We start from the raw sequence: 26,935 nt of genomic DNA on the forward strand, positions 1-26,935 counted from the left end.
CCATGCAACGTCCACGCATTCTACATATTTTCAGCCGCTACGGCGACGTGGGGGAGGAAGTCTGCTTCCGCGCCATCACGGAAGAGCTGCGTGCCGTGGCGGACGTCACCCCCTTTGTCTATTCCACCGCGGAGCTGTTCCAGAGCCCCCACGGCGCGCTGACGAAAATGCGCTACATGCTCCGCAACAGGGACGTGGAGGAAAAGCTGCGCGAATGCCTGCGCAGAGACCGCTATGACGCGTGGATCATCCACAACACGTTCCCGGCCATGTCCCCCTGCGTCTACGGGCTGGCCCTGAAGCAATCCGTTCCCGTCATCCACTACCTGCACAACTACCGCGCCGGATGCCTCAACGGGGTATTCTACCGGGACGGCTCCCCCTGCTTCTCCTGTAAAAACGGCAACTACCTTCCCGGCGTCCTGCACGCCTGCTGGCGCGGCAGCGCGGCCTATTCCGCCCTGGCGGCCGCTACGCTGTATAAAACGCGCCGCATGGGCACCTGGAACCGCCTTTCCTCCTACATCGCCGTCAGCCGCCGCCAGCGGGAGCTCCTCATCCAAACCGGAATACCGGAGGACAAAATCAGGGTCATTCCCCACTTCATCCGGCAAAAAACCACCCCCGCCGGACCACCCCCGCCGGACCACCCCCGCCGGACCACCCCCGCCGGACCACCCCCGCCGGACCACCCCCGCCGGGACGTTCTTTACGCCGGACGCCTTACGCAGGAAAAAGGCGTCCTCCCACTGGTTCAGGCGTGGGAACGCCTTGCCCCTCCCGGCCGCACCCTCTACCTGATGGGGGACGGCCCCCTGCGCGGGGAACTGGAGCGCTACGTCGCTTTCCGCCGCCTTGAATCCATCCGCCTGACCGGGTTCATTCCCCATGAGGAACAGGGCGCCGTGCGCGCCGCCTGCGGACTGGCCGTGGCGCCCTCCCTGTGGGAGGAAACCTTTGGCATGGTCGTCCTGGAATCATGGCTCCACGGCACGCCCGTCATCGTCACCCCCCGCGGCGGCCTGCCGGAGCTCATCAGCCACGGCCGGAACGGCTGGATTGCCCGGGAACCTTCCGCGGACGCGCTGGCGGAAACGCTGCGCACCGCCCTGGAGGAAGAGGAACGCTGGCCGTCCATGGGCGCGCACGGGCAGCAGCTCCTGTCCTCCACGTATTCTCCCGCCGCATGGCTTCAGTCCATGGGCAGCCTTCTTGAGGAACTCCGCCTCTTCCGTCAATCCCCCAACATCACGGCATCATGAAATGGTACACCTGCACTCCCGTTCCCTTCAAAGGGGACCACACCTTCTTTTCCCGTGATTCCGGGGCTTTCTGCAAAGCCTTCCAGCGGATCGGCTTGGAAAGCAGGGCCATCATGCCCACGCCCGTCCAGGAGGGGGACGACCCCGACCTCATCCGCACGGAGTACGCCAACCTGGAAGACGCCGCCTGGTGGAAATCCCTGGGCATTGACGGACTGGTCCTGTACGCCTGGGGCACGGGCAAATATCTTCCCATCGCCAGGGCCATCCATGACGCGGGCATCTTCCTGGTGGTGTACATGGATTCCTCCGGACTGTTTTTTCCGTGGCAATACTGGCTCCCCATCGCGGAAAACATGTGGACCAGGGACGTCTTCGCCCGCGGAAAAATCAGGGGCACCGCCTTTTTCCTGCTGCGCCTGCTGAAACAGCACACCTGGAACCTGGCCAGCCGGGGAAGAAGAAAACACCTGGACCAGGGGGACATGGTAGCCTTCCCCATGCCGGCAGCCGTCAAATCCATTCAGGACCGGGAATGGCTCTACGGAAAATCCATCGTCCGGAAACTGGCCCTCATTCCCAACCCCATTTCCTCCACCTGCCGCTATGCCGGGGAGAAACGCAACATCATCATGGCCGTGGGCCGCTGGGACGACCTTCTCTACAAACGCCCCTTCCTGCTGATGGCCACGCTGGAACAGGCCCTGCCCCGCGCACCGCACTGGGAAGCGGAAATCTACGGGAACATCCCTCCCCTCCTCCGGGAATGGCACGGCAATCTTCCGGAAGACCTCCGCGCCCGCATCCGCCTGGCCGGCTACCTGCCCAACGCGGAGCTGCAAAAGAAATACTCCCAAGCCAGAATCAGCCTCTGCACCTCCCGGTCCGAGGGAACGCACGTCGCCTCCGCGGAAGCGCTCTGCGCCGGGGCTTCCGTCGTTGGTCCGCGCCTTACGCCCCTGCTGAACTGCCTGCAATGGTACGTTTCCCATGATTCCGGCACGCTCAGCCCAAAAGACACCCCGGAAAGCGTCTCCGGGGCGCTGCTGGAGGAAATCCGCGCCTGGGATGAAGGAAAACGCAGCCCGGAGGAAATTTCCCGCTACTGGTGCTCCCTGCTGCATGCGGAAAACTCCTGCAAGCGCATCATTGCCGCTTATGAGGCCGCCAAAGGCGGCAGCTGACCGCTAATTCCCCAACAGGGCGCGGGCCTCTATCCACACGTCCTCCCAGCTTCTGTCCGCCAGCGTCCCGTAAAGGGGGTGCCCCCACAGCCGCGCGCGCATGGCCGCCGGAGAAGCCAGCCCCAGCAGAAAACGCGTCAACTGGGAAGGGCGGGCCAGCGCGGGCTTCCTCTGCGCCGCCAGCTCCATGACGGCGGAACGCAGTTCTTCCGGAAGCGGTCCGGGTTCCTCCAATTCCATCTCCGCAGGTACTGCGCCGCAGCACCCCGGACAATGCCCGCAGGGTCCGGACGGCTCCCGGAAGCCGAAGTAGGCGTCCAGGCTCCTGTTGAGGCAGGCGGAAGACGTCAGCGTGGAAACGCACGTTTTCCAGCGTTCCAGCCCGTTCAGCCGGGACCGGGAAAAATACTGCGCGAATTCCTCCGCGGCTTCTTCCGCATCAAACCCTTCCGAATGCAGGTGAAGGGCTGTCTGGCGCAGGTCCACCTTCCATTCCCCGGAAAGGACCAGCTCGTCAAGCCATGCGCCGGCTTCTTCCCAGGAAATCCCCCATTCCGCGGCCAGAGCCTCCACTTCCCCCTCCCGGTGGCCGTCCATCCATTGCAGCCGGGAACGTTCCTCCCCATCGCGGCCGCACAGGATTTCCTCCATCCGGAACAGGGGGCGCACCTTGTAATACTTGTACCCCATGCCCTGTTCCCGGACGGAACCGGAACGCTTCAGGTCAAAGAGCATCCGGTCCACCGCCACATCCGGCAAGTCATGGACCGCGGAGGCCTCATACAGGGACACAATATGCTCTCCCCTCCGGGACAGCAGGGACGCCAGCCCTTTTACGCCATGGCGTTCCGGCTCCGCCGCATGCAGGCGGTTGACCACGGCCACGCCGTCGCGCCCGGACAGCATCACCAGACTGAAGGAAGGCAGCCCGTCGCGCCCGGCACGGCCGGATTCCTGCACATACGCTTCCAGGCTGGCGGGGGGATGGTAATGCACCACGGAGCGCACGTCCGGCTTGTCAATTCCCATGCCGAAGGCGATCGTCGCCACCAGCACGTCCGCCGCCCCCGCCAGGAACTCATCCTGAACCAGCCCCCGCGTTTCCGGCGGCATGCCCGCATGGTAGGACTTGACGGAAAAACCGGCCTTCCCCAGTTCATAGGAAAGATTCTCCGCATCCTTCCGGGTGCGGATGTACACCACGGCGGGACGGTGGCCGTCCTCTTTCAAAAACTGCACCAGCCGCGCGGTTTTATCCTGCTCCTTCAGCACTTCCGCCTGGCGGAAAATATTCGCCCGGTAAGGCGCGGCGCGGAAGATGCAGTCCTCCTGCACGTCAAACAGGGCGGCCAGGTCGCGGCACACCCGTTCCGTAGCCGTGGCCGTCAGGGCCATAACGCTCCGGAACCCATGCTTTTTAAAAAAAACGGGAAGCCCCAGGTAATCCGGGCGGAAACTGTGCCCCCACTCCGAGAGGCAGTGCGCCTCATCCACCACGAACAAGCCGGGAGAAACAAACTCCATGGCCTGCCGCATCCACGGGGATTCCAGAGACTCCGGCGCGGCGAACAGCAGGCGGACGGCCCCGGACTTCAGGCTGTCCAGCAGGGCGCCCTTCTCTTCCTCCGCCAGGGAGGAATCATACCTGGCCGCGGCCACGCCCAGCTTTTCCAGCCCGGCCACCTGGTCTCGCATCAGGGCGATCAGCGGGGAAACCACCACCGTCACCCCGTCTCCCAGCACTGCCGGAATCTGGTAACAAAGGCTCTTGCCGGAACCCGTAGGCAAAATGCCGATGCAGGACCGGCCCGCCAGCGCGCACTCCATCAGCTCCCGCTGCATGGGGCGGAACCGCTCCTTGCCGAACAAACGCAGCGTGTCTTCCAACGGGGAGGAATGCATGGGAAAATGATATCATAACGGAAAATCCCGGCAAAAGGAATCCTATGACATTGACACGGTGGCTTCATCCTATATCCTCCATGCAATATGAGACCTTTGAAAACCATCATTGCCGGAACTCTGGTCCTGCTGGCGGCAGCTCCCCTCACAGCCCAGACCAAGGCTGCGGGGAATAAAAAGCCGAACATCCTTTTCATCATCACGGACGACCACGCCTACCAGACGCTGGGCACCTCCAAGAACGATTCCCCCGTCTCGCTGCCCAACTTCAACAAGCTGGGCAGACAAGGCATGGTCTTTGACCGCAGCTACTGCGCCAACTCCCTGTGCGGACCCTCCCGCGCCTGCATCCTGACCGGAAGACACTCCCACATGAACGGCTTCGTCTTCAACGGCCAGAGGCCGCTGGACGGCTCCCAGCCCACCTACCCGAAGATGCTGCAAAAAGCCGGCTACCAGACGGGCCTGTTCGGCAAATGGCATCTGGAATCAGACCCCACCGGCTTTGACACGTGGGAAATCTTCCCCGGCCAGGGCAGTTACTACAATCCGGATTTCATCAGCCTCAAGCCGAACGGGAAGCGCCAGACGAAGCGCTTCCCCGGCTACGCCACGGACGTGGTCACGGACAAATCCATCCAATGGCTGGAAAACCGGGACAAGGACAAGCCTTTCCTTCTCGTCGTAGGCCACAAGGCTCCTCACCGCGCCTGGTGCCCCGCCCTGCGCCATCTGGGCAAGGTAAACACGTCCAAGCTGACGCCGCCCGCCAACTTCCATGACGACTACGCCAACCGCCCGGAATTCCTGAAGAAAAACCAGCAGACCGTAGCCAGGCACATGGCGATTTATTCTGACCTCAAGGTGCTCAAGGACCAGGTGCCGGAAGACATGCGCAAGAGCATCGTCTCCCCCGGCTACGGCTGGGACCTGGGCGAACTGAACCGCATGACCCCGGAAGAAAAGAAAACCTGGACGAACTACTACGCCAAGCGCACCAAGTCCCTGGTGGACGGCATGAAATCCGGGAAGCTGAAAGACCCGAAAGCCTTCGCGGAATGGAAATGGCACGCCTACATGGAAGACTACCTGGGCTGCCTGCTTTCCGTGGACGACAGCATCGGACGCCTCATGAAATACCTGGACAAGGAAGGCCTTTCCAAAGACACGCTGGTCATCTACTGCGGCGACCAGGGCTTCTACATGGGCGAACACGGCATGTACGACAAGCGCTGGATTTTTGAGGAATCCCTCCGCATGCCCCTCATCATGAGATGGCCCGGAAAAATCCCCGCGGGCATCCGCAATACCACCATGGTGCAGAACATCGACTACGCTCCCACCATCGTTTCCGCAGCAGGAGCGGACACCCCGGAAAACATGGATACCTTCCAGGGCGTTTCCCTGCTTCCCACGGCCTTCACGGGCAAGAAGCCGGACAACTGGAGGGACGCCATCTACTACTGCTTCTACGAGAATCCTGGCGAACACAACGCCCCGCGCCACGACGGCATCCGGACGGACCGCTACACGCTCTCCTACATCTGGACCAGTGACGAATGGATGCTCTTTGACATGAAGAAGGATCCCATGCAGATGAAGAACGTCATTGACGATCCCGCCTACAAGTCCACCGTGGAACAGCTCAAGAAGCGCTACAACGAACTCCGCAAGGCGTACAAGGTCCCGGAAAACTGCCCCGGAGGAAAGGGAACGCCCATTCCCAAATTTGACGCTTCCTGGTAGGAAGCCGTTCCAGCGGAACTTTTCCCAGGCGCCGGAAGATTCCGGCGCCTTTTTATTCCCTGGGTATCCCGGCTATTCCACCCCGTCTTTACCCGTAAAAACCTTTGCGGGGGCCCAATCCGGCGATCTTGGACAATTTATTCACGGCCTTCTCGCAAAAAGCAATTGCATGGTGAACGCCGGAGAGAAAGGTAAGCAAAGGCCTTTCCACCCTCTCCGCTCCAAGCTCTCCCAAAAAGAAGTCCGGATCCTTGTCATCAAATCCGGGGTGCCGTAAAAAGGGATGCCTCCCGTCAAGATGGATGACTCCCTTCCCGGAATAAAGGCAATCCAGATGGTTCATGGCCGCAACAAGCGACCACAGCGTCTGGTCATGCGTATGGTCCGCAAAATTGTCACGGCAGCGGCTTTTTTCCTCCGGAGTCGGGGAAGACACCAGGCTGAACTGCCGGCATAGTTCCATCCATTCACGAAGAATCCGGACGCTTTCTTCCGATTTTTTCAGGAAACACGGAGTCGGCTGAATCAGGGGGCTATGCTCGAAATCCCTGATATCCAGATTCAATGCGTCAAAAACGCTCTGCTTGCACCATCTTGACAAATCTCCCGTGTAATAGGAGATATTCACTCCCGGCAGGATATCCTGCCCCTTCTCCTCCAGCCATTGGACAAGAGGCTGTACTGAATGGCGGAAAAGCGTTCCCGGCGGACGCCCCGCATCCGTGTAAAGCAAATAGTCCCCTTCCTGCAGGCTTTCCAGTTCCCTGAGCATGATGAAGGGTTTCCAGCACCAGTAACCGGCCCCATGCAAATGAGGGTCAAACCAGGGCACTTCGCGCCTGATGCCTGCGGACAGAAGGCGGCCAAGATTCCAGAAAGACAATTCCACGGAAGGCTCCGCCAGCTTTAAACTTGTCATCCGCATCCACTGCCGCCAGCGGTAGCCGCGTGTCGCGAAAGAACAATAACGAATAGCCATGCGCGTTGATTCCGGGTAAACGCATGGCCGGGTAGAACATGGGCCATGCTTTCTGCACGCCCTTTCTAGCGAGTTGGTAATCCGCTTGTTTGGAGAAAATAAAAGAGAACCTGTAAAAATATAACCCTGAAAAAGTTGTCTGTTCAGGCCATCCTACGGGGATGATGGAAAATCTTTTTTATTACACGTCAAATATCTGGAATTCGTTCTCCGTTAAAATTTTCCATTGACAGCGGATTACCAATCCACAGCGTTGGCCGGATACTTGCCGATAAACGCCTTTTTTATATTCCCGCGTCCGCGGGGGGCGCCCTTATGGTTGAAGCTCCGCGTCCAGCCGCTTATCCAGGTCCATGGCGGCGCCGATAGCCGCATCCATGTTATAATACTCCCACTCCGCAAAACGCCCCAGCAGGTAAATGCCCCTGGGTTCCAGGCACTCCTTCAGCTCCCGGATCAGGGCCCGGCTGGACGCATCCTGCACGGGATAGGTATATTCCTCCCAGTGATGGGCCAGGTAGGAGGGGGAAAAGGGAATAAGCTTCAACTGCCGCCTGATTTCCTCTTCCGTCATTTGCTCGGAAAACTCAATGGTGGCGGTGGTAATGTCTCCGTTATTGTTGTTCCTGGAAAAATTCCCCGTGCAGATGATGCGGTGGGAACGGTGGTCCGGGGAGGGCATGTAAATCCAGCTATAGCCGTTGGGGTCAATCCGGCACAGCACGGAGGTGGTGCCGTGGGAGCGCAATGCCGAAATCCGGGGAAGGAACGGACGGAGTTCATCCACGCCGGGAAAGCAGTCCGCAAGCTGCCTGGCATTCCCTGTAAAAACAACCCGGTCAAACAATTCTCCCTGCACGAGCCATTTTCCATCCTGCGCACGGATGTCCGCAGCCTCCGCCCGGTACCTGACCTTCAGGCCGCGCGCCAGCGTATCCGCCAGGAACTGGGAGCCGCCGCGCTTTGCATAAAAGAAGGAGCTGTGCACCATGGCGCTTTCGTTGACGCGACCAATGTTATTCAACAGGATTTCCGCCACGGTCGGCATGGGCAGCTTGTCTTCCAGCCAGTCCATGGCGATTCCGTTGATGTCCTGCCGCCACACCTTGTTGTTGTAGGGCGTGAAATAAAGGTCGTTCAGGGTCTTCCCGAAACGGTTCCGGAAAAATTCTCCCAGGGAACTGGGTTCCGCAGGGGGATTCCTGTAAAGCTCCAGCAGTTCATGGACGATGGAGGAACGGACGGCCTCCGGAAACTGGTCGAGATGGTTCTCAATGGGATAATCCACCACAGCCCCGCCCTCCAGGGAAATGACGGCACGGCGGCGGGCGGAAACAAAATCACGCTCCCTGTCAAACCGGGACCAGAACCAGTCCAATACCTCCTGCCGCCGGGAATTGAACACATGACCGCCTACCAGGTGGTACAAATTGCCCTGCACCTCCGCGCACTTGACTAGGCCGCCGGGGCGGCTGTCCTTCTCGTAAACCACTACCTCATGCCCCTTTTTCAAGAGCATTCCGGCCATGGACAATCCGGAAACTCCGGCTCCGATCACAGCATATTTCATCATGGAATAAAGAAAATCAATGGATTAAAGACCACGCGCACCGAATTTGGACAATTTCACGGGATGGAGGTACAGGTATTCCTGCGGAAAGGAGGCAAGCAATTTGCCCAGGTCTCCGCCGGAAGAGGACACCAGCCCGTCAATGACGGCGTTCATGGCCTCAAAATGTTCCGGATCCTGCGGGAACCAGACGTTTCCGGACTTGTACTGCGTGTCTTCCAGCGTAGCCAGCCGCGTTCCGGGAAGGAGCTGCAAGGCTGTGGGAATAGCAAGCTCCACAAACATGTTCCATGCGGAAAATACCTCAAGGATGCGGCAAAAATCGTCAAACTTCCCTTTCGGAATGCACACGATGTCCGAATAACCGAAGACGACGGGATAGGAATACCGGTACTTTTTGATCCGGTGCTTCCAGTGGTTCAGCAGATGCCAGATTCTGCCCTTCAGCACCTTCCAGTTGGCATGAATGCCGCCGCCGGGACTCCACTTGGGCAGGAACATGCGCACGCGGGACAGCTCGTCATGCTGCATGAGGTTCCTGGATTTCAAAATCTGACGGGCTTCCCCGTACGGCGGAACATTCTTGTTGACGCTGTCCGCATCAATGCCGGCGGGAGCCGTGGAAAAACGGTGGGCCTCCACCGTTCCACGGTAGCACACCGGCAGGGAGACATCCACAAAACCGTCCAGGTAGCACGTATCCTCCCCATGGATTCCCAGCAGAGACGGCGTGGAAAACTCGTCAAACCGGGGATTCAGGAGCAGGTCGTCTCCGATGATGAGAATATAATCGCCATCCAGATTCCTGATTCTTTCCCGGGCCTGTAAAATATAATTATAAAACTGGAATGAATTGCCGAATACAGAACATACGTCCGGAGCGTCCCCCCTGTAATAGGGCATTAATTGAAGCAGCCCGGAAAAACGCCTTGAATAAATCTCCCTGATTACCGGAATGTTGCGGTCATACTGGTGGTTGAACAACACAACGAGAGCCGTTTTCCGGGAAGAAGTATCCATGGTACGTTTGATGTAGGGGAGCAACCCGCGCCCTTCAACGGAAGGCATTGGAAAAACATGGATTGCACCCTGGGAGCATGCGCCATTAAAACGGTTTCATGAATACATTACGGATTTGAAATCCGGGGTCAAGCCTGCACATTTGAAAGAAAAACATTTTCGGAAAATTCCGTTTGCCAATACTCCGGCATCGACAGAGGCCGTTCTTGACGTAAATAAGCTTTCTTTTCATTTCAAAAAAGCCGGGAGGGTATAACACAAAAAAATGGAGCAGGCAGGAACGGGAACGGCGCGACGGTGATGAACGGCGAAGCTGCGGCTCCGGCTCCCGGGAACGGAAGATTCCGGCCTCTCGTGGCTGAAACCCCTTCTGGAGCATGGCGTAAGCTCTTGCTTGCATAACCGTCTCTGCGCTCCGGAGGGAATATCCATCAGGCCCGGGAGGCCCTGGCTCCCAGGCGACACGCACCCGTGAAAAAGAACTGATGGAGCGTTGATTCAGGATTTGCGCCCACCATCCCGGAGCATAACTGTTCCGGACTGCAGAGTCTCACCGGATTTCAAACCCGCCCGTGAAACAGGGCTGTTTTAAGCCTGCAAGCAAGCCGCATGATACCAGCAGGAAACAAGCCGGTGCTACTTTAATTTTCCCGAATTCCTCCCTGCGTTCCGGAACCGGCTTCTTCTTTTCTCCGGCAGTGGTGTGTTCAAGGGGAAACGTTGAGTTGGAATACTGGCTGATATAACAGGAAAGCAAAACATGAAGCTCACTCCGGAAGAATATTTCTTTCATTCCCTCCATCCAGGGCGCGGAGCCAAAACCCCATTCTGCGCCGGAAACGGACTTCATTTTCCCGCTCCTTCAACAATGGCCAATGCCGGAAAGCATTTTCTCCCCTCTTATCTTTTCACGGAAAAAACAGTGGGCACACCTGAATTCCCTCCCCTGCTCCGCCGCGAAAATGAAAAAAGCCGTTCCACCGGGAAAGCTTCCCGATGAAACAGCCGGAAAACGGAGCCCCCCGCCGGATCAATACCTGTAAAAGTCCGGCTTGTACGGGCCTTCCACCGGAACGCCGATGTAGTCCGCCTGTTCCGGACGCAGGACGGTAAGCTTGCAGCCGATCTTGCCGAGGTGCAGGCGCGCCACCTCTTCATCCAGCACCTTGGGAAGCACTTCCACGCCCACGGGGCGGTTTTCACGGGTATTCCACAGTTCCAGCTGCGCCAGAACCTGGTTGGCGAAGCTGTTGGACATCACGAAGCTGGGGTGCCCCGTGGCGCAGCCCAGGTTGACCAGGCGGCCTTCCGCCAGCAGGTACAGGCTGTTGCCGGACGGGAACGTGTAACGGTCCACTTGCGGCTTGATGTTCAGGTGTTTAATGCCGGGATAGGTCTGGAGCTTGTGCACCTGGATTTCATTGTCGAAGTGGCCGATGTTGCACACAATGGCCTGGTCCTTCATCTTTTCCATGTGCTCAATGCGGATGATGCCGCAGTTCCCCGTGGTGGTTACGTAAATGTCCGCCCAGCCCAGCGTGTCCTCCACCGTCAGCACGCGGTAGCCTTCCATGGCGGCCTGGAGCGCGCAGATGGGGTCTATTTCCGTCACGACCACCTGGGCGCCCATGCCGCGCAGGGACTGGGCGCAGCCCTTGCCCACGTCCCCGTAGCCGCAGACCACGGCCACCTTGCCGGCGATCATGACGTCCGTGGCGCGCTTGATGCCGTCCACCAGGGACTCGCGGCAGCCGTACAGGTTGTCAAACTTGGACTTGGTCACGGAATCGTTCACGTTGATGGCCGGAATCAGCAGGCGGCCCGCGGCCTGCATCTGGTACAGGCGGTGCACGCCCGTGGTCGTTTCCTCGGAAACGCCCTTCAGCTCAGGCAGCCAGCGGTGGAAAATGCCGGGCGTTTCCGCGGCGATCTTTTTCAGGAGGTCCTTGATGACTTCCTCTTCTTCCGACTCCGACGGGGTGTTCACCCAGCCGGAACCTTCCTCCATCTCATACCCGCGGTGGATGAGCAGGGTGGCGTCTCCGCCGTCGTCCACAATCAATTGCGGCCCCAGACCGTCCGGAAAGTTCATGGCCTTCCAGGTGCAGTCCCAGTATTCCCGGAGCGTTTCCCCCTTCCAGGCGAACACGGGCGTGCCGGATTTGGCAATCGCGGCGGCGGCGTGGTCCTGGGTGGAGAAAATATTGCAGCTGGCCCAGCGCACGGAGGCGCCCAGGGCCGTCAGCGTTTCAATCAGCACGGCCGTCTGCACCGTCATATGCAGGGAGCCCATGATGCGCACGCCCTCCAGGGGCCTGGCGTCCGCGTACTTTTCACGCACGGCCATCAGGCCGGGCATTTCATGTTCCGCAATGTCCAGTTCCTTGCGTCCGAAATCCGCCAGGCTGATATCGCGCACCTTGTATTGTTCCGTTTCTGAAAACATGTCTGTAAACGTTGTCGTTGGATTAATGAAGAAGTTGTTTCAGGGAGGCCAGGCGCGTTTCGTCCAGTTGTTCCCAGGGAAGCTCCGGATTGGTGAAATGCCCGTAGTGCGTCGTCTTCCGGTAAATGGGTCGCAGCAGGTCGAGCTGGTCCACCATGTCCGCAGGCTTGAAGGAGAAAATGCCTTCCAGCGCGCTTTCAATGGCTTTTTCCTCCACCTTTCCGGTGCCGAAGGTATCCACCCGGATGGAAACGGGGGTGGGGTAGCCGATGGCGTAGGCCACCTGCAATTCACACTTGTCCGCCAGCCCGGCGGCTACGATGTGTTTGGCGACCCAGCGGCACATGTACGCCGCGGAACGGTCCACCTTGGACGGGTCCTTCCCGGAGAAGGCGCCGCCGCCGTGGCGGCCCATGCCGCCGTACGTATCCACAATGATCTTGCGGCCCGTCAGGCCGGAATCCCCGTGGGGGCCGCCCACCACGAATTTCCCCGTGGGATTGATGAAGTACTCCGTCCTGTCATCCAGCAGTTCCGCAGGAAGCACGGTCTTAATGAGTCTGACGCAGTAATTGTAAATCGTATCATGGTCCACTTCCTCCGTGTGCTGGGTGGAGATAACCACGTTCTCAATATGCACGGGGCGTCCGGCCTCATCATAGGCCACGGCCACCTGGGACTTGCAATCCGGTCGCAGCCAGTCCACATGCCCGCGCTTGCGGCGCTTGGCCAGTTCCATGAGCAGCTTGTGGGCGAACACGATGGGGGCCGGCAGCAGCTCCGGCGTCTCGTTCGTCGCGAAGCCGAACATGATGCCCTGGTCCCCGGCGCCCTGCTCCGCGTGGCCCTTGCCCTCCGCTTCCCGCGCGTCCACGCCCTGGGCGATGTCCGGAGACTGTTCCGTGAGCAGGTTCGTGAAAAAGACGGTATCCGCATGGAACACGTCGTCGTCCTGCCGGTTGCAGTACCCGATCTCCCGGATGGCCTGGCGGGCGATCTTTTCCGGATTGATTACCGCCTTGGTCGTCAGCTCTCCGGCGATGATGACCATGTTGCTCTTCACCAAAGTTTCGCACGCGACGCGGCTAGTTTTGTCTTGAGCCAGGCAGGCGTCTAAAATAGAGTCGGAAATGTAGTCGGCCACCTTGTCCGGATGGCCTTCTCCAACGGATTCCGACGTGAAGATGTGAGGGTTGTTTTTACTCATATCGATAAATCTCGATGCGTTGATATATTATTCTACCATGAAGTCAATCCTAAAAACGCTCAAACTCCTGACGGACCCCACCCGCCTGCGCATCATCAACGTTCTGAATGAAGAATCCCTGAGCGTTGCGAAGCTCCAGGAAATTCTCGGCATGGGGCAGAGCCGCATCTCCACGCAGCTTGCCCAGCTCCGGCAGGAAGGAGTGGTGGAGGACACCCGCTCCGGGAAAAACGTTTTTTACACCCTCTCCCTGGCCAACGACCTGCACAACGTGGCCCTGAAAGCCTGCGAGGAACTGCCGGAGGCGGAAACGGACAAAAAAGCCCTCCAGGTCATTCTGGACAAGCGCAAGAACCGCACGCAGGCCTACTTTGATGAAGTCGTTTGCCGCCTGGGCAAGAACTACGCTCCGGGCCGTTCCTGGAAGGCGCTGGCCGGAGCCCTGCTCCGCATCCTGAATTATGACGTGGTGGCGGACCTGGGCGCCGGGGAAGGCTTCGTCTCCCAGCTCATTTCCCCCAGCGCCAAGCAGGTGATCGCCGTGGACAACTCCCCCAGCATGGTGGAACTGGGGCAGGAACTGGCGCGCAAGCACGGGCTGGACAATCTGGAATACCGCCTGGGCGACATTGAAACGCCGCCCATTGATCCCGGCACCGTGGACCTGGCCCTGCTCAGCCAGGCCCTGCACCATGCCCAAAAGCCGGTCAAGGCCCTGGAAGCCGCCTGGAACATCCTGAAACCCGGAGGCTGCCTGGTCGTTCTGGACCTGCTCCAGCACGGGCAGGAGGAAGCCCGCGAACTCTATGCGGACCGCTGGCTGGGCTTCACGCCCGCCGCTCTGGAAAGCATGCTCAAGGAAGCCGGCTTCCGGAACATCCATACGGACATTGTGGACAGGGAACCGGAACCTCCCCATTTCCAGACCCTGATGGCCGCCGCCTGGAAACCGTAACCGGAAGGCGCCCCACTCCTTTTTCCAACCGTTTTTTCAGACAAAATTCTGCCGGGCAACCGCTCACCTATTGTGAGCATTAAATCCGCATTAATCATTTCAGGCGCCGTCCTCGCTGCCGCCCTGGGCATTTACTGGATAGCCGCCCCGAGGGAAGCCTGTCCCGAGGAACTGTACCGGCAATACATGGAGCTCTCCCCCTTTGAGCAATTTGACCAGAAGGAGAAACTGTTGAAAAAAGCGGCGCAGGCTGGCTGCGTTCCCGCCATGCGCCAAATGGCGGATCATAACTTCATCTCCAAAAACGATCTCAAAGTCGATGAATACAATTACTGGATCAAAAAAGCGGCGGACCATGGAAGCCCGCAGGCCCAGTATGAAGCCTTCACGGAATGCATTTCCGAAAACCCTTCCGAAGTCCTCGCCTATCTGATACAGGCGGACAGACAGTCTTATGCTCCCGCCTCCCTGGAACTGGGACGGCTGTATGCCTGCGGAGACGAAGAATACGGCATCATGCGGGATGAACGGAAAGCCATGGAGTTTTACCAAAAAGCAGCCGCGCTGAATAACCCGGAGGCCCTTTACCTGCTCTACCTGATGGGAAAACTGGAAATTCCGTCCAGGGAGGAGGCGGAACGGCACCCGGACGCCTATGCCCGCTATCTTCAACAGGCGCAGCGGCAGAAAGCGTTCCCGATCATGCCTGCCGCCATGGACGGAGAGGTCCCCGCGAACCGTCAATCCAGGGAGCGTATCAGGGAAGTTTTAAAAACCTACCTGCCGCAAAACCCGAAAGCCGTTGAATGGATTCAACAAAACTACAGGTGAAAAACAGGCCATGCCTCATTCCCTGTCCTCCGGAGCCCTTTCCGCAGGAAAAGGGCGTCTGCCGGATTGGAGGGCTTCCCGCACTTCCCGGACAATGTCCATCATCTGCTCCGGGGAAAGCTCCTCTTTACCTTCCACCTCTTCATCCACCAGCGCTTTCATTTCCTCCAGCAGATGCTCCGGCTCCAGACGGTAGTTCAGCAATACCCGGAAAAGCTCCCTTCCGGCCTCCTGCAAGGGAGCCGGGGGAAATCCTTCACGCTCTTCAAATTTTTCTCTTCAAAAGAATTCAGCAGTCCGGCATAACGGCGGAACGCGCGTTTGAATTCCTCCGGGCAGCCGGCCATATCCACCGCGGCAAGGTACCGCCGGAAGGAAATTTCCGCCTTCAGGTGAAGGGCGGCTTCCCCGTGGACTCCGCCAGCCAGGTTTCCTTCTGCTTCAGATGCACGAGCAGAAGGGCCTTCCGCATGGCTTCCCGCTGTTTGCCCTTGGGCCCCTTCTTCAATTTAACCAGGTCCAGGTCCAGCTCCGCGGCATCGGGACTCGCCACATCCTGGGCCGGAGACACTCCGAGAGCCGCCGCCATCAGAACAAACGGCAGCCACTTCCTCATGCATTCCCGGATATGGACCATTGCGGTCAGCAATTACATGAAAAGAGCCGCAAAAGCAATCCAAATCCAGCGTTTCCCGGAGGAGAGGGCCATCCGCACCCGGAGAACCGCCAGAGCGCGGGTCATGCCATCCGGGGAGATTGACGGACAGGCGGCTGTATGAGAAAAAGCGGTCTATGCTATTCGCAGTAGTGATTTTCCTTTCCGTGGTCGTGCTCGGCGTCATTGCCGCGCTGCGCTTCACCAAGGGCGTCATTCCGCTGCGTACTTATGAATCACGTGAACTGCCGGGATTTCCGGGTCCGGCGGGGCTGATTCACCGCCTGGACGGCGCGGAGAAGCGCCAGAGGAAACTGGCGGAGGCCCGTTTTCCCGGTGTGGATGAAAACGGCCTCATCAGCCTGCCCCCGCCTGGGAGGGCAAGGTAACTGCGGGGCGCCTGGCCTGCGTGGCCCACACCTGGGCCATGAGCAGCCTGGTCAGGGAAGACCCTGCGGCGGCCAAAGCCCGCAAGACCGCCTCCGGCCGCGCCATGATGATTCCCTTCTTCACGGCTCTTATCCTGCTGGGGATGCTGGCCACCGGGCTGTTGAAGTTCCAGATTGCGCTGGCTATCGGGCTGGCCTGCTGGGCCTTCTTCACCTTCTCCGCCCTTCCCACCCAGTTCCGTGAATGGAAGGCGGCGGAAATAGCCAAATCCGGGCTGAAGGAAGCCGGATTGTGGCCCCTGCTGCCCTCTGACGCCATGGCCGTGGAACAATGCCTGAAGGCGCTGTCATGGTGCAATGTGGCGGGCTTCCGGCGCATTCTGCCCAGATAGGGGACGCGCCGTGACGGCGGCGCGCATTTTTCCGGTTAATCCGGCTTTTGAGAGAAAAAAACTTGAAACGGGGGTGCGGGTAACCCACTCTTCCACCGTCGTCAAAATTTACTCTCTTCTGCATGAACGAGTCCGCCAACCCTATCATCAAGTACTTTTCCGAGTTCAAAATCCTAAAAACCGTATCTAAAGATTTCTGGCTCACCAACGTCGTCCAGTTCTTTGACGGCATGGCCTACTTCTCCCTGATTACGGTATTTGTCCTCTACCTGACGGACTATTGCAGTTTCAACGATGCGGACGCGGCCCTGTGGGTGGGGCTGTACACCCTGTTCATCTCCGCCTTCGTCTTTGCGGTGGGTTCCATCTGCGACATCATCGGCATACGGCGCACGTACCTGATCGGCTTCATCATCCTCATCGCCGGGCGTCTCATCATGGGATTCGGGCCGGATCTGAGCCCCACCGTGGACTCCGGGAGGCTGGTGGTCATGACGGGGATTCTGATCATGTCCTTCGGCACGGCGTTCATGTCACCCGTCATCCAGACCTCCATCCGGCGCTTCGCCCCGCTGAATGCGCGCGCCACGGGGTTCAATATTTATTATCTGCTGATGAACATTGCCGCCGTGATCGCGAACGTATTCCTGATTGAATTCTTCCGCAAGCACTTCGGCGCCGTGGACGGCGGCTACTGGATCATCAACTTCGGCACGCTGATGGTGCTGCTGGGCTGCATTACCACCCGCTTCATTGACGAAGACAACTACGCGGAACCCAGTGAAAAGGAGGCCAACCTGAAAGCGCCCCTCCGGCGGCCCCTGCAGCTTTTCCGGGAAGTGTGGAAGGAATCCGCCTTCCGCAAGCTCATCCTCTTCCTGGTGCTGACCATGGGCGTGCGCATCGTCTTCACGCTGCAATTCCTGGTCATGCCCAAATACTACGTGCGCACCCTGTATGATGACTTTGCCATCGGCTCCATCAATGCCATCAACCCGGCCATCATCGTCTCCGGCCTCATCCTGCTCATTCCGGTGCTGGGACGCTTCTCCACCGTCAGCCTCATGATCGTGGGCATGTCCATTTCCGCTTTCTCCCTTGTCTTCATGGCCATTCCCATTGAATGGTACTATTTGGTGCCCGGCATTGAAACGCGCTCCCAGGCGTATCTGGTAGCCATTGTGACGCAGATTCTGGTGTTCGCGTTCGGGGAACTGCTGTTCTCCCCCGCTTCTCGGAATATGTGGCCCGCGTGGCGCCCAAGGACAAGGTGGCCTCCTACATGTCCCTGGCGGCATTGCCCATGTTCATTGCCAAGCCCATCAACGGCATCATCGGCGGCCTGCTGGTCGCCTACCTCTGCTACGACGGCATCTGCGCCAAGATGGATACCGGGCACATCGGCTTCTGGGATTCACCCGAATTCATGTGGACCATTTACCTGGCCATGGCCGTCATCAGCCCCATCGCCATCATCATGACCCGCAAGACCATCACCTCCGACCATCCGGAGGAAGATGCGGACTCCCCGCCCATTGCGGCCATTGAAACGGAAATGGACCCCGCCGTTACGGCGGAAGAACTCACGGAAGCCAACTCCTAACCTCTCAAGACGATGAACCAGCACACGCGCAACATCATTGTGGACTCCCTCATCCTGGTGGCTTTCAGTTCCATTCTGGGCGGGATTAGCCTGGTGGTTTCCAAATCCTTCTCCGGAGACCCCAATCCGGCCCTGGACCTCATCACCGTGATGAAAAAGGCGGAGGCCAAGGAAGTCAATGCCTCCTCTGAACAGGAGGAACAGGAAGCCAGAGTCAAGGGAATGAAGGAATTCGACCAAACTCTGGAAGAAGGGGAACAACTGGCGGCGAAGGAAGGAAAAGCCTTCGTCAACATGACGGACCCCCACGGCAGAACGCCCGTCATGTGGGTGTGCTACGCCAACTACAACAACATTGAAACCACGCTGAAGCTGGAAGCCAAGCGTGCGCCCTACCTGGGACGCCTGCTGGAAGACCCCCGCGTGGAAATCGACCAGAAGGACAAGGACGGATGGACCGCCCTGCACTGGGCTTCCTGGAGCGGGCTGGACCGCTTGTCCGACATGCTGATTGAAAAGAAGGCGGACATCAACAACCGGGAAGGCAACGGCTTTACGCCGCTGATGCTGGCGGCCATGCGCGGCAACTTCCAGGTGGCGGCCCTGCTGCTGGAAAAAGGGGCGGACATGAATGCCGTCAACAAATTCGGCAAGAACGCCCTTCAACTGGCGGAGGAAGGGGCCCTTGCCTACCAATCCAGCTTTGACCTGACCAAGACGGAAGTTTCCAAGGCCCCGGTGAACACCTTTGCACAGGCTTATGAAAAAGCCGTTGCAGCCCTCTCGCCTGAACACGCCCCCGAATTCATGGAAGCCATGAAAAAGGCGGTAGGCCGCCAGTCCTTTGTGGAAACGGAGTACGTTCTCCAGCTCATTACGCGCTCCCTGATCTCCAAAAACCTGTTCACGGAGGAACAGGCCGGAAAATTCAAGGAGGAAATCACCGGGGCCGTAGCGGAAAAATCCCAGATCATTGACGTGCGCGGCGTAGCCTTTGAACACACCGTGGACCTGCTCCGTAAAGCGGCTGGGAAATAACAGCCCGGTTTCTTCAAGGTTCCGACATCCGCCACTTTGCTCTTGACGCTTTCACGGCTCCTTTCTAGGATTCGCGGCATACCATGGTTAGAGCATTGCGCAACGGCATCATGCTGCTCACCCTTCTGCTGGTCATTGTAGGCGGAACGGGCATGGTTTCCGTATGCCCCTGCCATCAGGAGGTCTTCCTCTTTTCCTGCTCCTGCCATCACGATGCCGCACCCTGCGGATGCCGTGGGGACCATGGTCCCGGCAGCAGCACTTCCAGCCCGCTGGCCGGGCACCTCTGCGAACACCAGCGTCTGGAGATTGACGACCTGACGCTGCCCGTTCTTCATGCGCCGCTTCCCCAGCCCTGCATTATCTGGCAGACCTTCCCGGATTTCCATCATCTGGCACAGTCTCTTCTTTTAACAAGCCAAACATCGGATTCCGCAATACCCGCCCCCCTGACCCCTTCAGGGACGACGGCCCGATACATGAAGGCTTTCAACTTCCCCTGCTGATTTAACGGCCCTTTTTCAGAAACGTCCCAGGGACGTTTCCGGCTGAACGCTGCTTGTTGATTGCGTCCGGCCTTATTTGTTTCCGCGGAATTATTTGCCGCATTGTCCAAACCTGATTGGACCGAACTATTTCTATTCTCTTTTTCATCATGAAATCCATACCATTTTTCGCTGGGCTAGGCCTGACCGCCTTCCTCAGCTCATGCAGCGTCTATCACAGCGCGCCCATCGACCTGAACGCGGAGGAAGCCTCCTGGAAAGAGGCATCCCGCGTGGACACACACATCTCCGTTACCCGGAACCAGGCACGCCAGATCGGCCTGGTCATGAATCCGGATCTGAACAAGGCACGCCTGAAACTGGCTTCCAGCAATGAAGCAGCCAAACAATCGGGCTGGTGGAACAATCCGTCCTTTTCCTGGGATATTGAACAAGTCCTCCAGGAAAATACGCTCAACATGTCCGGCAGCCTGGGCTTCACCATTCCCGTGACGGGTCTTCCCGCCCTGGAAAAAAAGGTGGCGGAACAGTACAAGGAGGCGGACTTCTGGACCCTCCGCCAGGCGGAACTGGATTTTCTCAGTTCCCTGGACCAGGCCTGGAGCAAGCTGGCCGTTACCCAGCGCCGCAAGGCCGTCATCCGGGAACGCCTGGATGCGGTGCGGCAGGAAAACGGCGTGATTGAAAAACTCATTGGCGCAGGGGAAGTGGAATTTTCCTCCCGCCAGGTGGCTTCCCAGCGCATGAACGACGCCATCCGGGAACTCCAGACCGTGACGGAAACGGAACTGGAGCAGAAGATGGAGCTGGTCAGGCTGATGGGGCTGCATCCCTCCGCGGCACGGAAGCTCGGCTTCCTGACGGGACAGGGCTTCCAACTGCCTGCCGCCGTTCCGGCCCCCGGCCCCGCCGCCCTGGCCTCAGCCCCGAAAATCAAGGCCCAACTGGCAACCTACGCCACCACGGAAACCCTGTTCAAGACGGAGATCCGCCGGCAGTACCCGGAACTGGAGCTCGGGCCCTCCTTCACCCGTGACGACGGGGAAAAGGAAGTGGGCGGAGAAATAGGGTTCAATCTCCCCCTCTGGAACCGCAACCGCAAGGCCATTGCGGAAGCGCGCGGCACACGGAACCTGTCCAGGCAGGAAACCATCCAGCTTTGGAAAACGGAGTTGTTCAACGCCCGACAGCTTGACGTCAGCCAGCAGATGGTGCTCCGCCACTGCCGGACGGAGCTTCAGCGCATGGAGTCCTTCGCCTCCTCCGTCCGGACCATGGAGAAACTGCACGGCATCGGGGAAGCCTCCCTGCTGGAGCTGGCGGAAAACCGCCACCAGCTTTATGAAAGCCGTCTGGCTTTCCTGGACAATCTGGACAAGCTGCTGGCCATTCAGGCCCAGCTGCGCTACCTCACCCACGCCAACCTTCAATCCAAATAAAAATCTTCATCATTTTAACGAACATGAAACGTCTCTATTTTTCCATTATCCTGGGCCTGGCTCCCGTTTTCAGCCTCAATCCCGCACGCGGAGAGCAGCCGGCACCTACGGAACACAAACACGAGGACGGCACCGCCTGCACGGCGGACCACGGCCATGAAGACCACCAGCACAAGGAAGGGGAAACCTGCGCCGAGGGCCACGCCCATGAGGAACACAAGCACGCGGACGGCTCCGTCTGCACAGGCGACCACGAGCCTGAGGGCCACCAGCATGCAGAGGGGGAAGCCTGCACGGGCGACCACAAACATGAAGAGGCCGCGGAGAAAGGTTCCGGCCAGCCGGGGGACATGATTCCCGTGCATGTGGATGAAAAGGCGCGCCATTCCCTGGACATGCGCTTTGAAAAGGTGACGGAAGCCACTCACGGCGCGGAAAAGACCCTTCACGGCCAGATGGTTATTCCTCCCCATGCGGTAACGACGTACGCCCTTCCTGCCGCCGGGCGCGTCACCTTCAACGTAAAGTCCGCCCAGCAGGTACGCAAGGGAGAACTGCTGTACACGCTGGCCTCACCGGACATCGTGGAGATGGAGGGGAACGCCTCCCAGGCGCAAGCCGCTCTGGACCGCGCCGCGGCGGAACTTAATACCCTCAAGGAACGCCGGGCCCAACTGGAAAAAATCGGCACCCGTAACAGTGAATTGAACACCTCCATCCAGTTCAAGGAAGCAGAAATCCACAGCCTCCGGGCCGCTCTGGACGCCAGCAATAATAAACTGAAGCTGGTGACGGATTCCGGAGCGTTGAAAAACAACCTCCTTTACGTGTACGCCGCGGCGGACGGCTCCGTCCAGTCCGTGAACATGACCCAGGGTTCCTGGGGGAACAGGGCGCGCCCGCCCTCGTCATGACCAACAAGGGGGAACTGGAATTCGCCACCACCATTTACGGGGCTGACCCCGTCCATTATGCGAAGGCCCAGCTGGCCCTGACCAGCGGAAAAAATACGGAAGTGCTGGACGGAGCCCTGCGGGTGGCGGACCAGGTGGACCCCGCCACGCAGTCCCGTGCCCTGTACTTCGTTCCGGACCGCATGCCGGAAGGGACGCATGCCGGACAGCTTGCCCGGCTGGACCTGTATTCCCATGACGCCGCCACGGACGGATTTATTCCCGTTCCCAACAGCGCCGTCGTCAAGGTGGGGGTGAACGACGTGGTCTTCATCAAGGCGGCGGACGATACCTTCGTCATGAAGAAGGTGGAAACACTGCCCGCACGGCAGGGAAAAACGCCCGTCAAGGGGTTGACGCCGGGACAAACCATCGTGACCAAAGGCGGCTATGAATTGAAATACATCCTGCCCACGGGAGACGCCGGGAGCAAGAAGGCGGCCGGGCATTTCCATGCGGACGGCCAGTTCCACGAAGGGGAACATTGATTTTCAGCTCAACGTGATTAGAGAACGGTTAATAGAAACAGGAATTCGATGAACTTTCTAATTTCATTCTGCCTGAATAACAGGATTACCGTGATTCTGCTGACGCTCGCGCTGGCGGTCATCAGCATTTTCGTGGTGAAAAATATTCCCGTGGACGTGTTTCCGGAACTGAAGGTTCCGCGCGTCACCATCCAGACGGAAGCCCCCGGCCTCACCGCTGAGGAAGTGGAGCAGTATATCACCATTCCCATTGAGTCCGCCATGAACGGCACCGCCGGGGTCAAGGGCGTGCGCTCCTCCTCCGGCAGCGGCCTCTCCTTCGTATGGGTGGACTTTGACTGGGACAAGGATATCTACCAGGCGCGCCAGATCGTAACGGAACGCCTGGGCGCGGTCCGGGAGTCCTTGCCGGAAGGCACGTCCCCGGAGCTGGCGCCCATCGTCTCCGTAACGGGGGAAATCATGCTGATCGCCCTGACGGGGGACAAGGACACCTCCACGCTGGACATGCGGCAATTGGCGGAATACAAGCTGCGCACGCGCCTGCTGGCCATCCCCGGCGTGGGACAGGTCACGGTGCTGGGCGGCCGCCTGCCGGAATACCAGGTGGTTTACGATCCCAACAAGCTCAAGCTGGCAGGGGTGGACCTTTCCAGCCTGAAAACGGCCATTGAGGAATCCCAGTCTTCCGTGCCCGCCGGGTACCTGGAGGACGTGGCCGGGCAGGAGCTCCCCATTCAGCAGGATACCCGCACCGCCAATATTGAACAGCTGAACCGCGCCCTGGTTCCGGACCACGCCTCCGGCATTCTCCGGCTTCAGGACGTAGCGGAGGTCAAGATAGACGGCGCGCCGCGACGGGGTGACGCCGGGTTCATGGGGGAAGACGCCGTGGTGCTTTCCGTGCAGAAGGTGCCGGGAGCCAATACGCTGGCCCTGACGCAGGCTGTGGACGCAGCCGTCAAGGAGTTCAGCCAGAGTCAGCTTCCCAAGGGCATGAAACTGCACACCACCGCCTACCGCCAGGCGGATTTCATTGAAATGTCCCTGGACAACGGCACGGAGACCCTGCTCATTGCGGGAGCGGTGGTCATGATCGTCATCTTCCTGACGCTGCTGAACCTGCGCACGGCCATCATCACGCTGATTTCCATGCCCCTGTCCGTCCTGTTCGGGATGATGATGTTCCCCATTTTCGGGCTGGCCATCAACATCATGACCCTGGGCGGCCTGGCCGTAGCCGTGGGGGACGTGGTGGACAACGCCATCATTTTCGTGGAAATAGCGTGGCGGCACCTGAACCGGAACGCCGCCCTGCCGGAGGACAGGCGCAAGAGCAAGTATGAGGTGCTGATGGAGGCCAAGGGGGAAATCGTGGGTTCCATCTCCTTCTCCTCCGTCATCATCCTGCTGGTGTTCACGCCGGTCCTCTTCCTGTCCGGGCTGGAAGGCCAGTTCTTCCGCCCCCTGGGCATCTCCTACATGCTGGCCCTGCTCTCCTCCCTCATCGTAGCCGTCACCATTACCCCGGTGCTCTGCTACATGTGGTTCAAGAAGAGCAAAAACGCCGCCACGCTGGAAAGCGGGGACTCCTTCAGCTCCCGCCTCATCAAGCGCATTTATGCGCCCATTCTTGAATTCTGCCTGCGCTTCTCCAAGACGGTCTGCGCCATCATGGCGGCCATCACGCTGCTGGCCCTGTGGCTGGGGTCCACCTTCGGAACCAGCTTCCTGCCGCCGTTCAACGAGGACTGCTACACGGTCTTCGTCAGCACGGTGCCGGGCACTTCCCTGGATGAAACGGAGCGCATCTCCCGAACGGTGATGAAGGACATTGAACGCATTCCGGGCGTTCTCAGCGTCACCCAGCGCACGGGACGCGCGGAAAACGACGAACACGCGGAACCCGTCAGCGCCTCCGAACTGCTCGTGCGCGTAGACCTGGAGAAGGACCAGAAGGAACTGCGCGCCGCCATCAAGAAGTGCATTGACGATATTCCCGGCACCAGCTCCATGATCGGCTATCCGCTGGCGCACCGCATCAGTTCCGCCCTCTCCGGCTCCAACTCGGAAATCGCCATCAATATTTACGGCACGGAGCTGCCCCAGCTCCGCCTGGCGGCCCAGAAGGCCAAGGAGATTCTGGCAAAGATGCCGGAGGTGGCGGACGCGCGCGCCAACCGGGAAATCATGGTGGATACCATCCGCGTGCAGTACAACCAGGAAGCCCTGGCCTCCCACGGCCTGACCATGGCGAACGCCGCGGAACAGGTTTCCACGGCCATGAACGGCCAGAAGCTGGGGGAAGTGATCAAGAACCAGGACCACTGGAACATTGTCCTGCGCATTGATCCCAGGCTGAAGACGTCCATTGAAGACATCAAGAACCTGGAACTCATTTCCCCCAATAAAAAGACCGTGCGCCTGGCCGACGTGGCGCAGGTGTACCGGGAGGAGGTCTCCAACCTCATCCTGAGGGACAACACCATGCGGAAGGCCATGATCTCCTGCAACCCCTCCCCAATTCCAACCTGGGGGACCTGGCAAAAGCCTGCCGGGAACAATTGGACCCGGTGATGAACGCCATGGGCTGCACAGTGGACTATGACGGCACCATCAAGGCGCGGGAATCCGCTTCCCAGCGGCTTTACGTGCTGGGAGCCATCGTGATGGTGCTCATTGTGCTGCTGCTTTCCTCCGCGCTGGGGAGCGTCCGCCGCGCCATGCTGACGCTGGTGAATATTCCGCTGTGCCTGGTGGGCGGCATTGTAGCCGTCTTCCTGGCCTCCCCCGGCACGCTGTCCTCCCTGTTCGGCGCCGCGTACATTCCGCCCATCCTCTCCGTGGCTTCCATCGTGGGGTTCGTTACCGTCATCGGCTTCGCCATCCGCAGCGGCCTGATCCTGCTCAACAGGTACCGGGCGCTGGAACACAAGGGCATGAACCCGGCGGAAGCCATCCGGGAAGGTTCGCTGGAACGCGTGGTTCCCATCATCATGACCTCCCTTACAACGGTGCTCGGCCTGCTCCCCTGATCTGGGCCATTGACAAGCCCGGGGGCGAACTGCTCGGGCCGCTGGCCATCGTTCAGTTCGGCGGACTGGTTTCAGCCACCATCCTGAACCTGCTCATCATTCCGGCCACAGCCAAACTCTTCTCCCGCTGGATTTCCTCCCGCCGGAAAGAATTGGAAGCAACCTCCTGATCCATTCGGGATTCCAGCGGCGGAACCGGGGAAGGACGAGGCCCCGGTTCCGCCTTTTACAATGACAGACGTAACAAGTCCTTGCCTTCCGGGCCGATAAGGAGCACACATGGGTGCTTAAGCTTCACCGTCATGCCCAAACGGAAATCCACCAGAGAGCACCTGCTCAATACGGGAGCCATGATCGTCGGGGAATCCGGGCTCCGCGCTCTCACCATCCGCGGCCTGTCCCTGCGCGCCGGCACCAATACGGGGAGCTTTGTCTATCACTTCGGCAACCGGGAAGCTTTTCTGAACGAACTGCTGGAACGCTGGTACGAACCGTTGTTCACCGGCGTCAGAACCCACGCCAATATTCATCTTCCGGCCTTTGAAAAACTGGAAGCCATCCTGGAAGACGTCATGGAGTTCCTGCTGCGCCACGGCCAGTTCATTGCCCAGCTGGTGCTGGACGCCCTGGCGGGAGAACGGGCGGCCATCCGCTTCATTTCAGGAATCCATACGCGCCACCCCCTCGTCCTGCTGGAAACCATACGGGAAGCCCAGGAGGAAGGTTCCGTGCTCCAGGGAGACCCCATGAACATCCTCATCTACCTCGTCTGCTGCGGCGGGGCTCCTTTTATCCTTTCCGGACAACTCCAGGTGCACGACCCGAATGCCGTGCGGCCCGTGCTGGATCTGCTGGGCTCCATCCTCAATGACCCGGAAAGCGCCAGGCAGCGCATGACCTGGGCGCTCCGCGGCATCCGCCAGTCCTGAGAACCCACCGGACTCCGGAAATACCACGTTGCGCCGCGCTCTTCCTGCAAAGCTGGAGCGCCGCAGGATTTGCGGGCCATGGGCTTTCCCTTACCGCCTCCAATGGGGGCGGTGGGGCGGACGGGGCGGCGGAGGCGGAGGATTGTGATGATGCCAGTCATTGCGATACCTGTCCTTGTCGCGGTCATGCTGGACCGCCGCGCCGATGGCAGCCCCGGCGGCCAGCGCACCCACGCCGATGGCGGCGGCCCCGCCAGGCGTCACGGTGCTGTTTCCGTAACTGTCCGTCGTGCAGGACGGCATCAGGGAAAGAGACAGCCCGGCCACGGGAAGGAGCCAGAGGGATTTGATATGCTTGTTCATGGTGTGAAATATTGGTAATGCCGGCAACCCGGCTTGCATCCAG

The 26,935-nt window shown here is 59.4% G+C and carries 26 protein-coding genes; 17 read left to right on the forward strand and 9 right to left on the reverse strand.

Translation table 11 applies throughout. From position 1 onward, the window contains the following. Positions 1-2 precede the first annotated feature (2 nt). Complete coding sequence (locus PVA48_RS03975; RefSeq protein WP_423232266.1) at positions 3-1,262, forward strand: glycosyltransferase family 4 protein; 1,260 nt, start codon at positions 3-5, stop codon at positions 1,260-1,262. Beyond that, a complete protein-coding gene (locus PVA48_RS03980) occupies positions 1,259-2,446 on the forward strand; it encodes a glycosyltransferase (RefSeq protein WP_022395897.1) in 1,188 nt (395 codons plus the stop codon). Before PVA48_RS03975 ends, PVA48_RS03980 begins: the two co-directional genes overlap by 4 nt. Positions 2,447-2,449: 3 nt before the next feature. Here the strand turns inward: PVA48_RS03980 and PVA48_RS03985 are convergent, their stop codons facing one another. Next, entirely contained in the window at positions 2,450-4,348 is a 1,899-nt protein-coding gene (locus PVA48_RS03985) for a RecQ family ATP-dependent DNA helicase (protein ID WP_102728649.1), read from the reverse strand. Between the two features lie 87 nt (positions 4,349-4,435). Between PVA48_RS03985 and PVA48_RS03990 the strand changes: the two genes are divergently transcribed. After that, the gene (locus PVA48_RS03990) at positions 4,436-6,094 is read left to right on the forward strand and encodes a sulfatase family protein (protein WP_102728648.1); all 1,659 of its coding nucleotides are present in this window, start codon (positions 4,436-4,438) and stop codon (positions 6,092-6,094) included. A gap of 88 nt (positions 6,095-6,182) precedes the next feature. Here PVA48_RS03990 and PVA48_RS03995 read toward each other — a convergent pair whose 3' ends face one another. The 5 genes from PVA48_RS03995 to metK form a co-directional block, all read right to left on the reverse strand. After that, on the reverse strand, positions 6,183-7,073 hold the full coding sequence (locus tag PVA48_RS03995) for a hypothetical protein (RefSeq protein WP_146021148.1): 891 nt from the start codon (positions 7,071-7,073) through the stop codon (positions 6,183-6,185). 313 nt (positions 7,074-7,386) lie between these two features. Beyond that, positions 7,387-8,646 (reverse strand): protoporphyrinogen/coproporphyrinogen oxidase, encoded by a 1,260-nt coding sequence (locus PVA48_RS04000; protein WP_423232267.1) that lies wholly within the window; start codon positions 8,644-8,646, stop codon positions 7,387-7,389. A 21-nt stretch (positions 8,647-8,667) separates the two neighbouring features. Continuing rightward, complete coding sequence (locus PVA48_RS04005; protein ID WP_146020113.1) at positions 8,668-9,663, reverse strand: hypothetical protein; 996 nt, start codon at positions 9,661-9,663, stop codon at positions 8,668-8,670. A gap of 1,030 nt (positions 9,664-10,693) precedes the next feature. After that, the gene (gene ahcY / locus PVA48_RS04010) at positions 10,694-12,109 is read right to left on the reverse strand and encodes an adenosylhomocysteinase (protein WP_102728644.1); all 1,416 of its coding nucleotides are present in this window, start codon (positions 12,107-12,109) and stop codon (positions 10,694-10,696) included. 22 nt (positions 12,110-12,131) lie between these two features. Beyond that, on the reverse strand, positions 12,132-13,316 hold the full coding sequence (gene metK / locus PVA48_RS04015; RefSeq protein WP_102728643.1) for a methionine adenosyltransferase: 1,185 nt from the start codon (positions 13,314-13,316) through the stop codon (positions 12,132-12,134). Between the two features lie 37 nt (positions 13,317-13,353). Here metK and PVA48_RS04020 point away from each other — a divergent pair, with 37 nt between their 5' ends. Further along, entirely contained in the window at positions 13,354-14,271 is a 918-nt protein-coding gene (locus tag PVA48_RS04020) for an ArsR/SmtB family transcription factor (protein WP_423232268.1), read from the forward strand. A gap of 72 nt (positions 14,272-14,343) precedes the next feature. Continuing rightward, on the forward strand, positions 14,344-15,102 hold the full coding sequence (locus PVA48_RS04025; RefSeq protein WP_102728641.1) for a tetratricopeptide repeat protein: 759 nt from the start codon (positions 14,344-14,346) through the stop codon (positions 15,100-15,102). Between the two features lie 15 nt (positions 15,103-15,117). Here PVA48_RS04025 and PVA48_RS04030 read toward each other — a convergent pair whose 3' ends face one another. After that, positions 15,118-15,306, reverse strand: coding sequence for a hypothetical protein (locus PVA48_RS04030; RefSeq protein ID WP_423232269.1), 189 nt, complete (start codon positions 15,304-15,306; stop codon positions 15,118-15,120). Positions 15,307-15,490: 184 nt separating this feature from the next. Continuing rightward, positions 15,491-15,718: a hypothetical protein gene (locus PVA48_RS04035; protein ID WP_423232270.1), complete on the reverse strand. Its 228-nt coding sequence runs from the start codon at positions 15,716-15,718 to the stop codon at positions 15,491-15,493. Positions 15,719-15,909: 191 nt separating this feature from the next. Here PVA48_RS04035 and PVA48_RS04040 point away from each other — a divergent pair, with 191 nt between their 5' ends. The 12 genes from PVA48_RS04040 (at position 15,910) to PVA48_RS04095 (ending at position 26,529) form a co-directional block, all read left to right on the forward strand. Then, positions 15,910-16,146: a hypothetical protein gene (locus PVA48_RS04040; RefSeq protein WP_423232271.1), complete on the forward strand. Its 237-nt coding sequence runs from the start codon at positions 15,910-15,912 to the stop codon at positions 16,144-16,146. A gap of 20 nt (positions 16,147-16,166) precedes the next feature. After that, entirely contained in the window at positions 16,167-16,538 is a 372-nt protein-coding gene (locus tag PVA48_RS04045; protein ID WP_423232272.1) for a hypothetical protein, read from the forward strand. A gap of 122 nt (positions 16,539-16,660) precedes the next feature. Continuing rightward, a complete protein-coding gene (locus tag PVA48_RS04050) occupies positions 16,661-18,019 on the forward strand; it encodes an MFS transporter (protein ID WP_423232273.1) in 1,359 nt (452 codons plus the stop codon). After that, complete coding sequence (locus tag PVA48_RS04055; protein ID WP_423232274.1) at positions 17,965-18,141, forward strand: hypothetical protein; 177 nt, start codon at positions 17,965-17,967, stop codon at positions 18,139-18,141. The genes PVA48_RS04050 and PVA48_RS04055 overlap by 55 nt, the downstream gene beginning before the upstream one ends. A gap of 12 nt (positions 18,142-18,153) precedes the next feature. Continuing rightward, the gene (locus tag PVA48_RS04060; RefSeq protein ID WP_102728637.1) at positions 18,154-19,179 is read left to right on the forward strand and encodes an ankyrin repeat domain-containing protein; all 1,026 of its coding nucleotides are present in this window, start codon (positions 18,154-18,156) and stop codon (positions 19,177-19,179) included. A gap of 83 nt (positions 19,180-19,262) precedes the next feature. Then, positions 19,263-19,685: a hypothetical protein gene (locus tag PVA48_RS04065; RefSeq protein WP_423232275.1), complete on the forward strand. Its 423-nt coding sequence runs from the start codon at positions 19,263-19,265 to the stop codon at positions 19,683-19,685. 149 nt (positions 19,686-19,834) lie between these two features. Further along, a complete protein-coding gene (locus PVA48_RS04070; RefSeq protein ID WP_423232276.1) occupies positions 19,835-21,124 on the forward strand; it encodes a TolC family protein in 1,290 nt (429 codons plus the stop codon). A gap of 23 nt (positions 21,125-21,147) precedes the next feature. Then, positions 21,148-22,038 carry a hypothetical protein gene (locus PVA48_RS04075; RefSeq protein WP_423232277.1) on the forward strand — a complete coding sequence of 297 codons (891 nt, stop codon included), beginning with the start codon at positions 21,148-21,150 and terminating at the stop codon, positions 22,036-22,038. Continuing rightward, complete coding sequence (locus PVA48_RS04080) at positions 22,035-22,565, forward strand: hypothetical protein (RefSeq protein ID WP_423232278.1); 531 nt, start codon at positions 22,035-22,037, stop codon at positions 22,563-22,565. The genes PVA48_RS04075 and PVA48_RS04080 overlap by 4 nt, the downstream gene beginning before the upstream one ends. Positions 22,566-22,613: 48 nt before the next feature. Further along, positions 22,614-25,142, forward strand: a complete 2,529-nt coding sequence (locus PVA48_RS04085; RefSeq protein ID WP_423232279.1) for an efflux RND transporter permease subunit — start codon at positions 22,614-22,616, stop codon at positions 25,140-25,142. Then, the gene (locus tag PVA48_RS04090; RefSeq protein WP_423232492.1) at positions 25,142-25,600 is read left to right on the forward strand and encodes an efflux RND transporter permease subunit; all 459 of its coding nucleotides are present in this window, start codon (positions 25,142-25,144) and stop codon (positions 25,598-25,600) included. The genes PVA48_RS04085 and PVA48_RS04090 overlap by 1 nt, the downstream gene beginning before the upstream one ends. Positions 25,601-25,902: 302 nt before the next feature. After that, positions 25,903-26,529 carry a TetR/AcrR family transcriptional regulator gene (locus PVA48_RS04095; RefSeq protein WP_022396937.1) on the forward strand — a complete coding sequence of 209 codons (627 nt, stop codon included), beginning with the start codon at positions 25,903-25,905 and terminating at the stop codon, positions 26,527-26,529. A 90-nt stretch (positions 26,530-26,619) separates the two neighbouring features. On the opposite strand, the gene PVA48_RS04100 is transcribed toward PVA48_RS04095, so the two are convergent. Next, positions 26,620-26,892 (reverse strand): hypothetical protein, encoded by a 273-nt coding sequence (locus PVA48_RS04100; protein WP_102728633.1) that lies wholly within the window; start codon positions 26,890-26,892, stop codon positions 26,620-26,622. Between the last annotated feature and the right edge of the window lie 43 nt (positions 26,893-26,935).

It is taken from the genome of Akkermansia sp. JRP_AM1 (assembly GCF_049262625.1).
Taxonomy (GTDB): domain Bacteria; phylum Verrucomicrobiota; class Verrucomicrobiia; order Verrucomicrobiales; family Akkermansiaceae; genus Akkermansia; species Akkermansia massiliensis.

Coding starts and splice junctions, on each gene's coding strand:
- PVA48_RS03975 (WP_423232266.1), top strand. CDS start 3: ATGCAACGTCCACGCATTCTACATATTTTCAGCCGCTACGGCGACGTG.
- PVA48_RS03980 (WP_022395897.1), top strand. CDS start 1,259: ATGAAATGGTACACCTGCACTCCCGTTCCCTTCAAAGGGGACCACACC.
- PVA48_RS03985 (WP_102728649.1), bottom strand. CDS start 4,348: ATGCATTCCTCCCCGTTGGAAGACACGCTGCGTTTGTTCGGCAAGGAG.
- PVA48_RS03990 (WP_102728648.1), top strand. CDS start 4,436: ATGAGACCTTTGAAAACCATCATTGCCGGAACTCTGGTCCTGCTGGCG.
- PVA48_RS03995 (WP_146021148.1), bottom strand. CDS start 7,073: ATGGCTATTCGTTATTGTTCTTTCGCGACACGCGGCTACCGCTGGCGG.
- PVA48_RS04000 (WP_423232267.1), bottom strand. CDS start 8,646: ATGATGAAATATGCTGTGATCGGAGCCGGAGTTTCCGGATTGTCCATG.
- PVA48_RS04005 (WP_146020113.1), bottom strand. CDS start 9,663: ATGGATACTTCTTCCCGGAAAACGGCTCTCGTTGTGTTGTTCAACCAC.
- ahcY (WP_102728644.1), bottom strand. CDS start 12,109: ATGTTTTCAGAAACGGAACAATACAAGGTGCGCGATATCAGCCTGGCG.
- metK (WP_102728643.1), bottom strand. CDS start 13,316: ATGAGTAAAAACAACCCTCACATCTTCACGTCGGAATCCGTTGGAGAA.
- PVA48_RS04020 (WP_423232268.1), top strand. CDS start 13,354: ATGAAGTCAATCCTAAAAACGCTCAAACTCCTGACGGACCCCACCCGC.
- PVA48_RS04035 (WP_423232270.1), bottom strand. CDS start 15,718: ATGAGGAAGTGGCTGCCGTTTGTTCTGATGGCGGCGGCTCTCGGAGTG.
- PVA48_RS04050 (WP_423232273.1), top strand. CDS start 16,661: ATGAACGAGTCCGCCAACCCTATCATCAAGTACTTTTCCGAGTTCAAA.
- PVA48_RS04055 (WP_423232274.1), top strand. CDS start 17,965: ATGTGGACCATTTACCTGGCCATGGCCGTCATCAGCCCCATCGCCATC.
- PVA48_RS04060 (WP_102728637.1), top strand. CDS start 18,154: ATGAACCAGCACACGCGCAACATCATTGTGGACTCCCTCATCCTGGTG.
- PVA48_RS04065 (WP_423232275.1), top strand. CDS start 19,263: ATGGTTAGAGCATTGCGCAACGGCATCATGCTGCTCACCCTTCTGCTG.
- PVA48_RS04070 (WP_423232276.1), top strand. CDS start 19,835: ATGAAATCCATACCATTTTTCGCTGGGCTAGGCCTGACCGCCTTCCTC.
- PVA48_RS04075 (WP_423232277.1), top strand. CDS start 21,148: ATGAAACGTCTCTATTTTTCCATTATCCTGGGCCTGGCTCCCGTTTTC.
- PVA48_RS04080 (WP_423232278.1), top strand. CDS start 22,035: ATGACCAACAAGGGGGAACTGGAATTCGCCACCACCATTTACGGGGCT.
- PVA48_RS04085 (WP_423232279.1), top strand. CDS start 22,614: ATGAACTTTCTAATTTCATTCTGCCTGAATAACAGGATTACCGTGATT.
- PVA48_RS04090 (WP_423232492.1), top strand. CDS start 25,142: ATGAACGCCATGGGCTGCACAGTGGACTATGACGGCACCATCAAGGCG.
- PVA48_RS04095 (WP_022396937.1), top strand. CDS start 25,903: ATGCCCAAACGGAAATCCACCAGAGAGCACCTGCTCAATACGGGAGCC.
- PVA48_RS04100 (WP_102728633.1), bottom strand. CDS start 26,892: ATGAACAAGCATATCAAATCCCTCTGGCTCCTTCCCGTGGCCGGGCTG.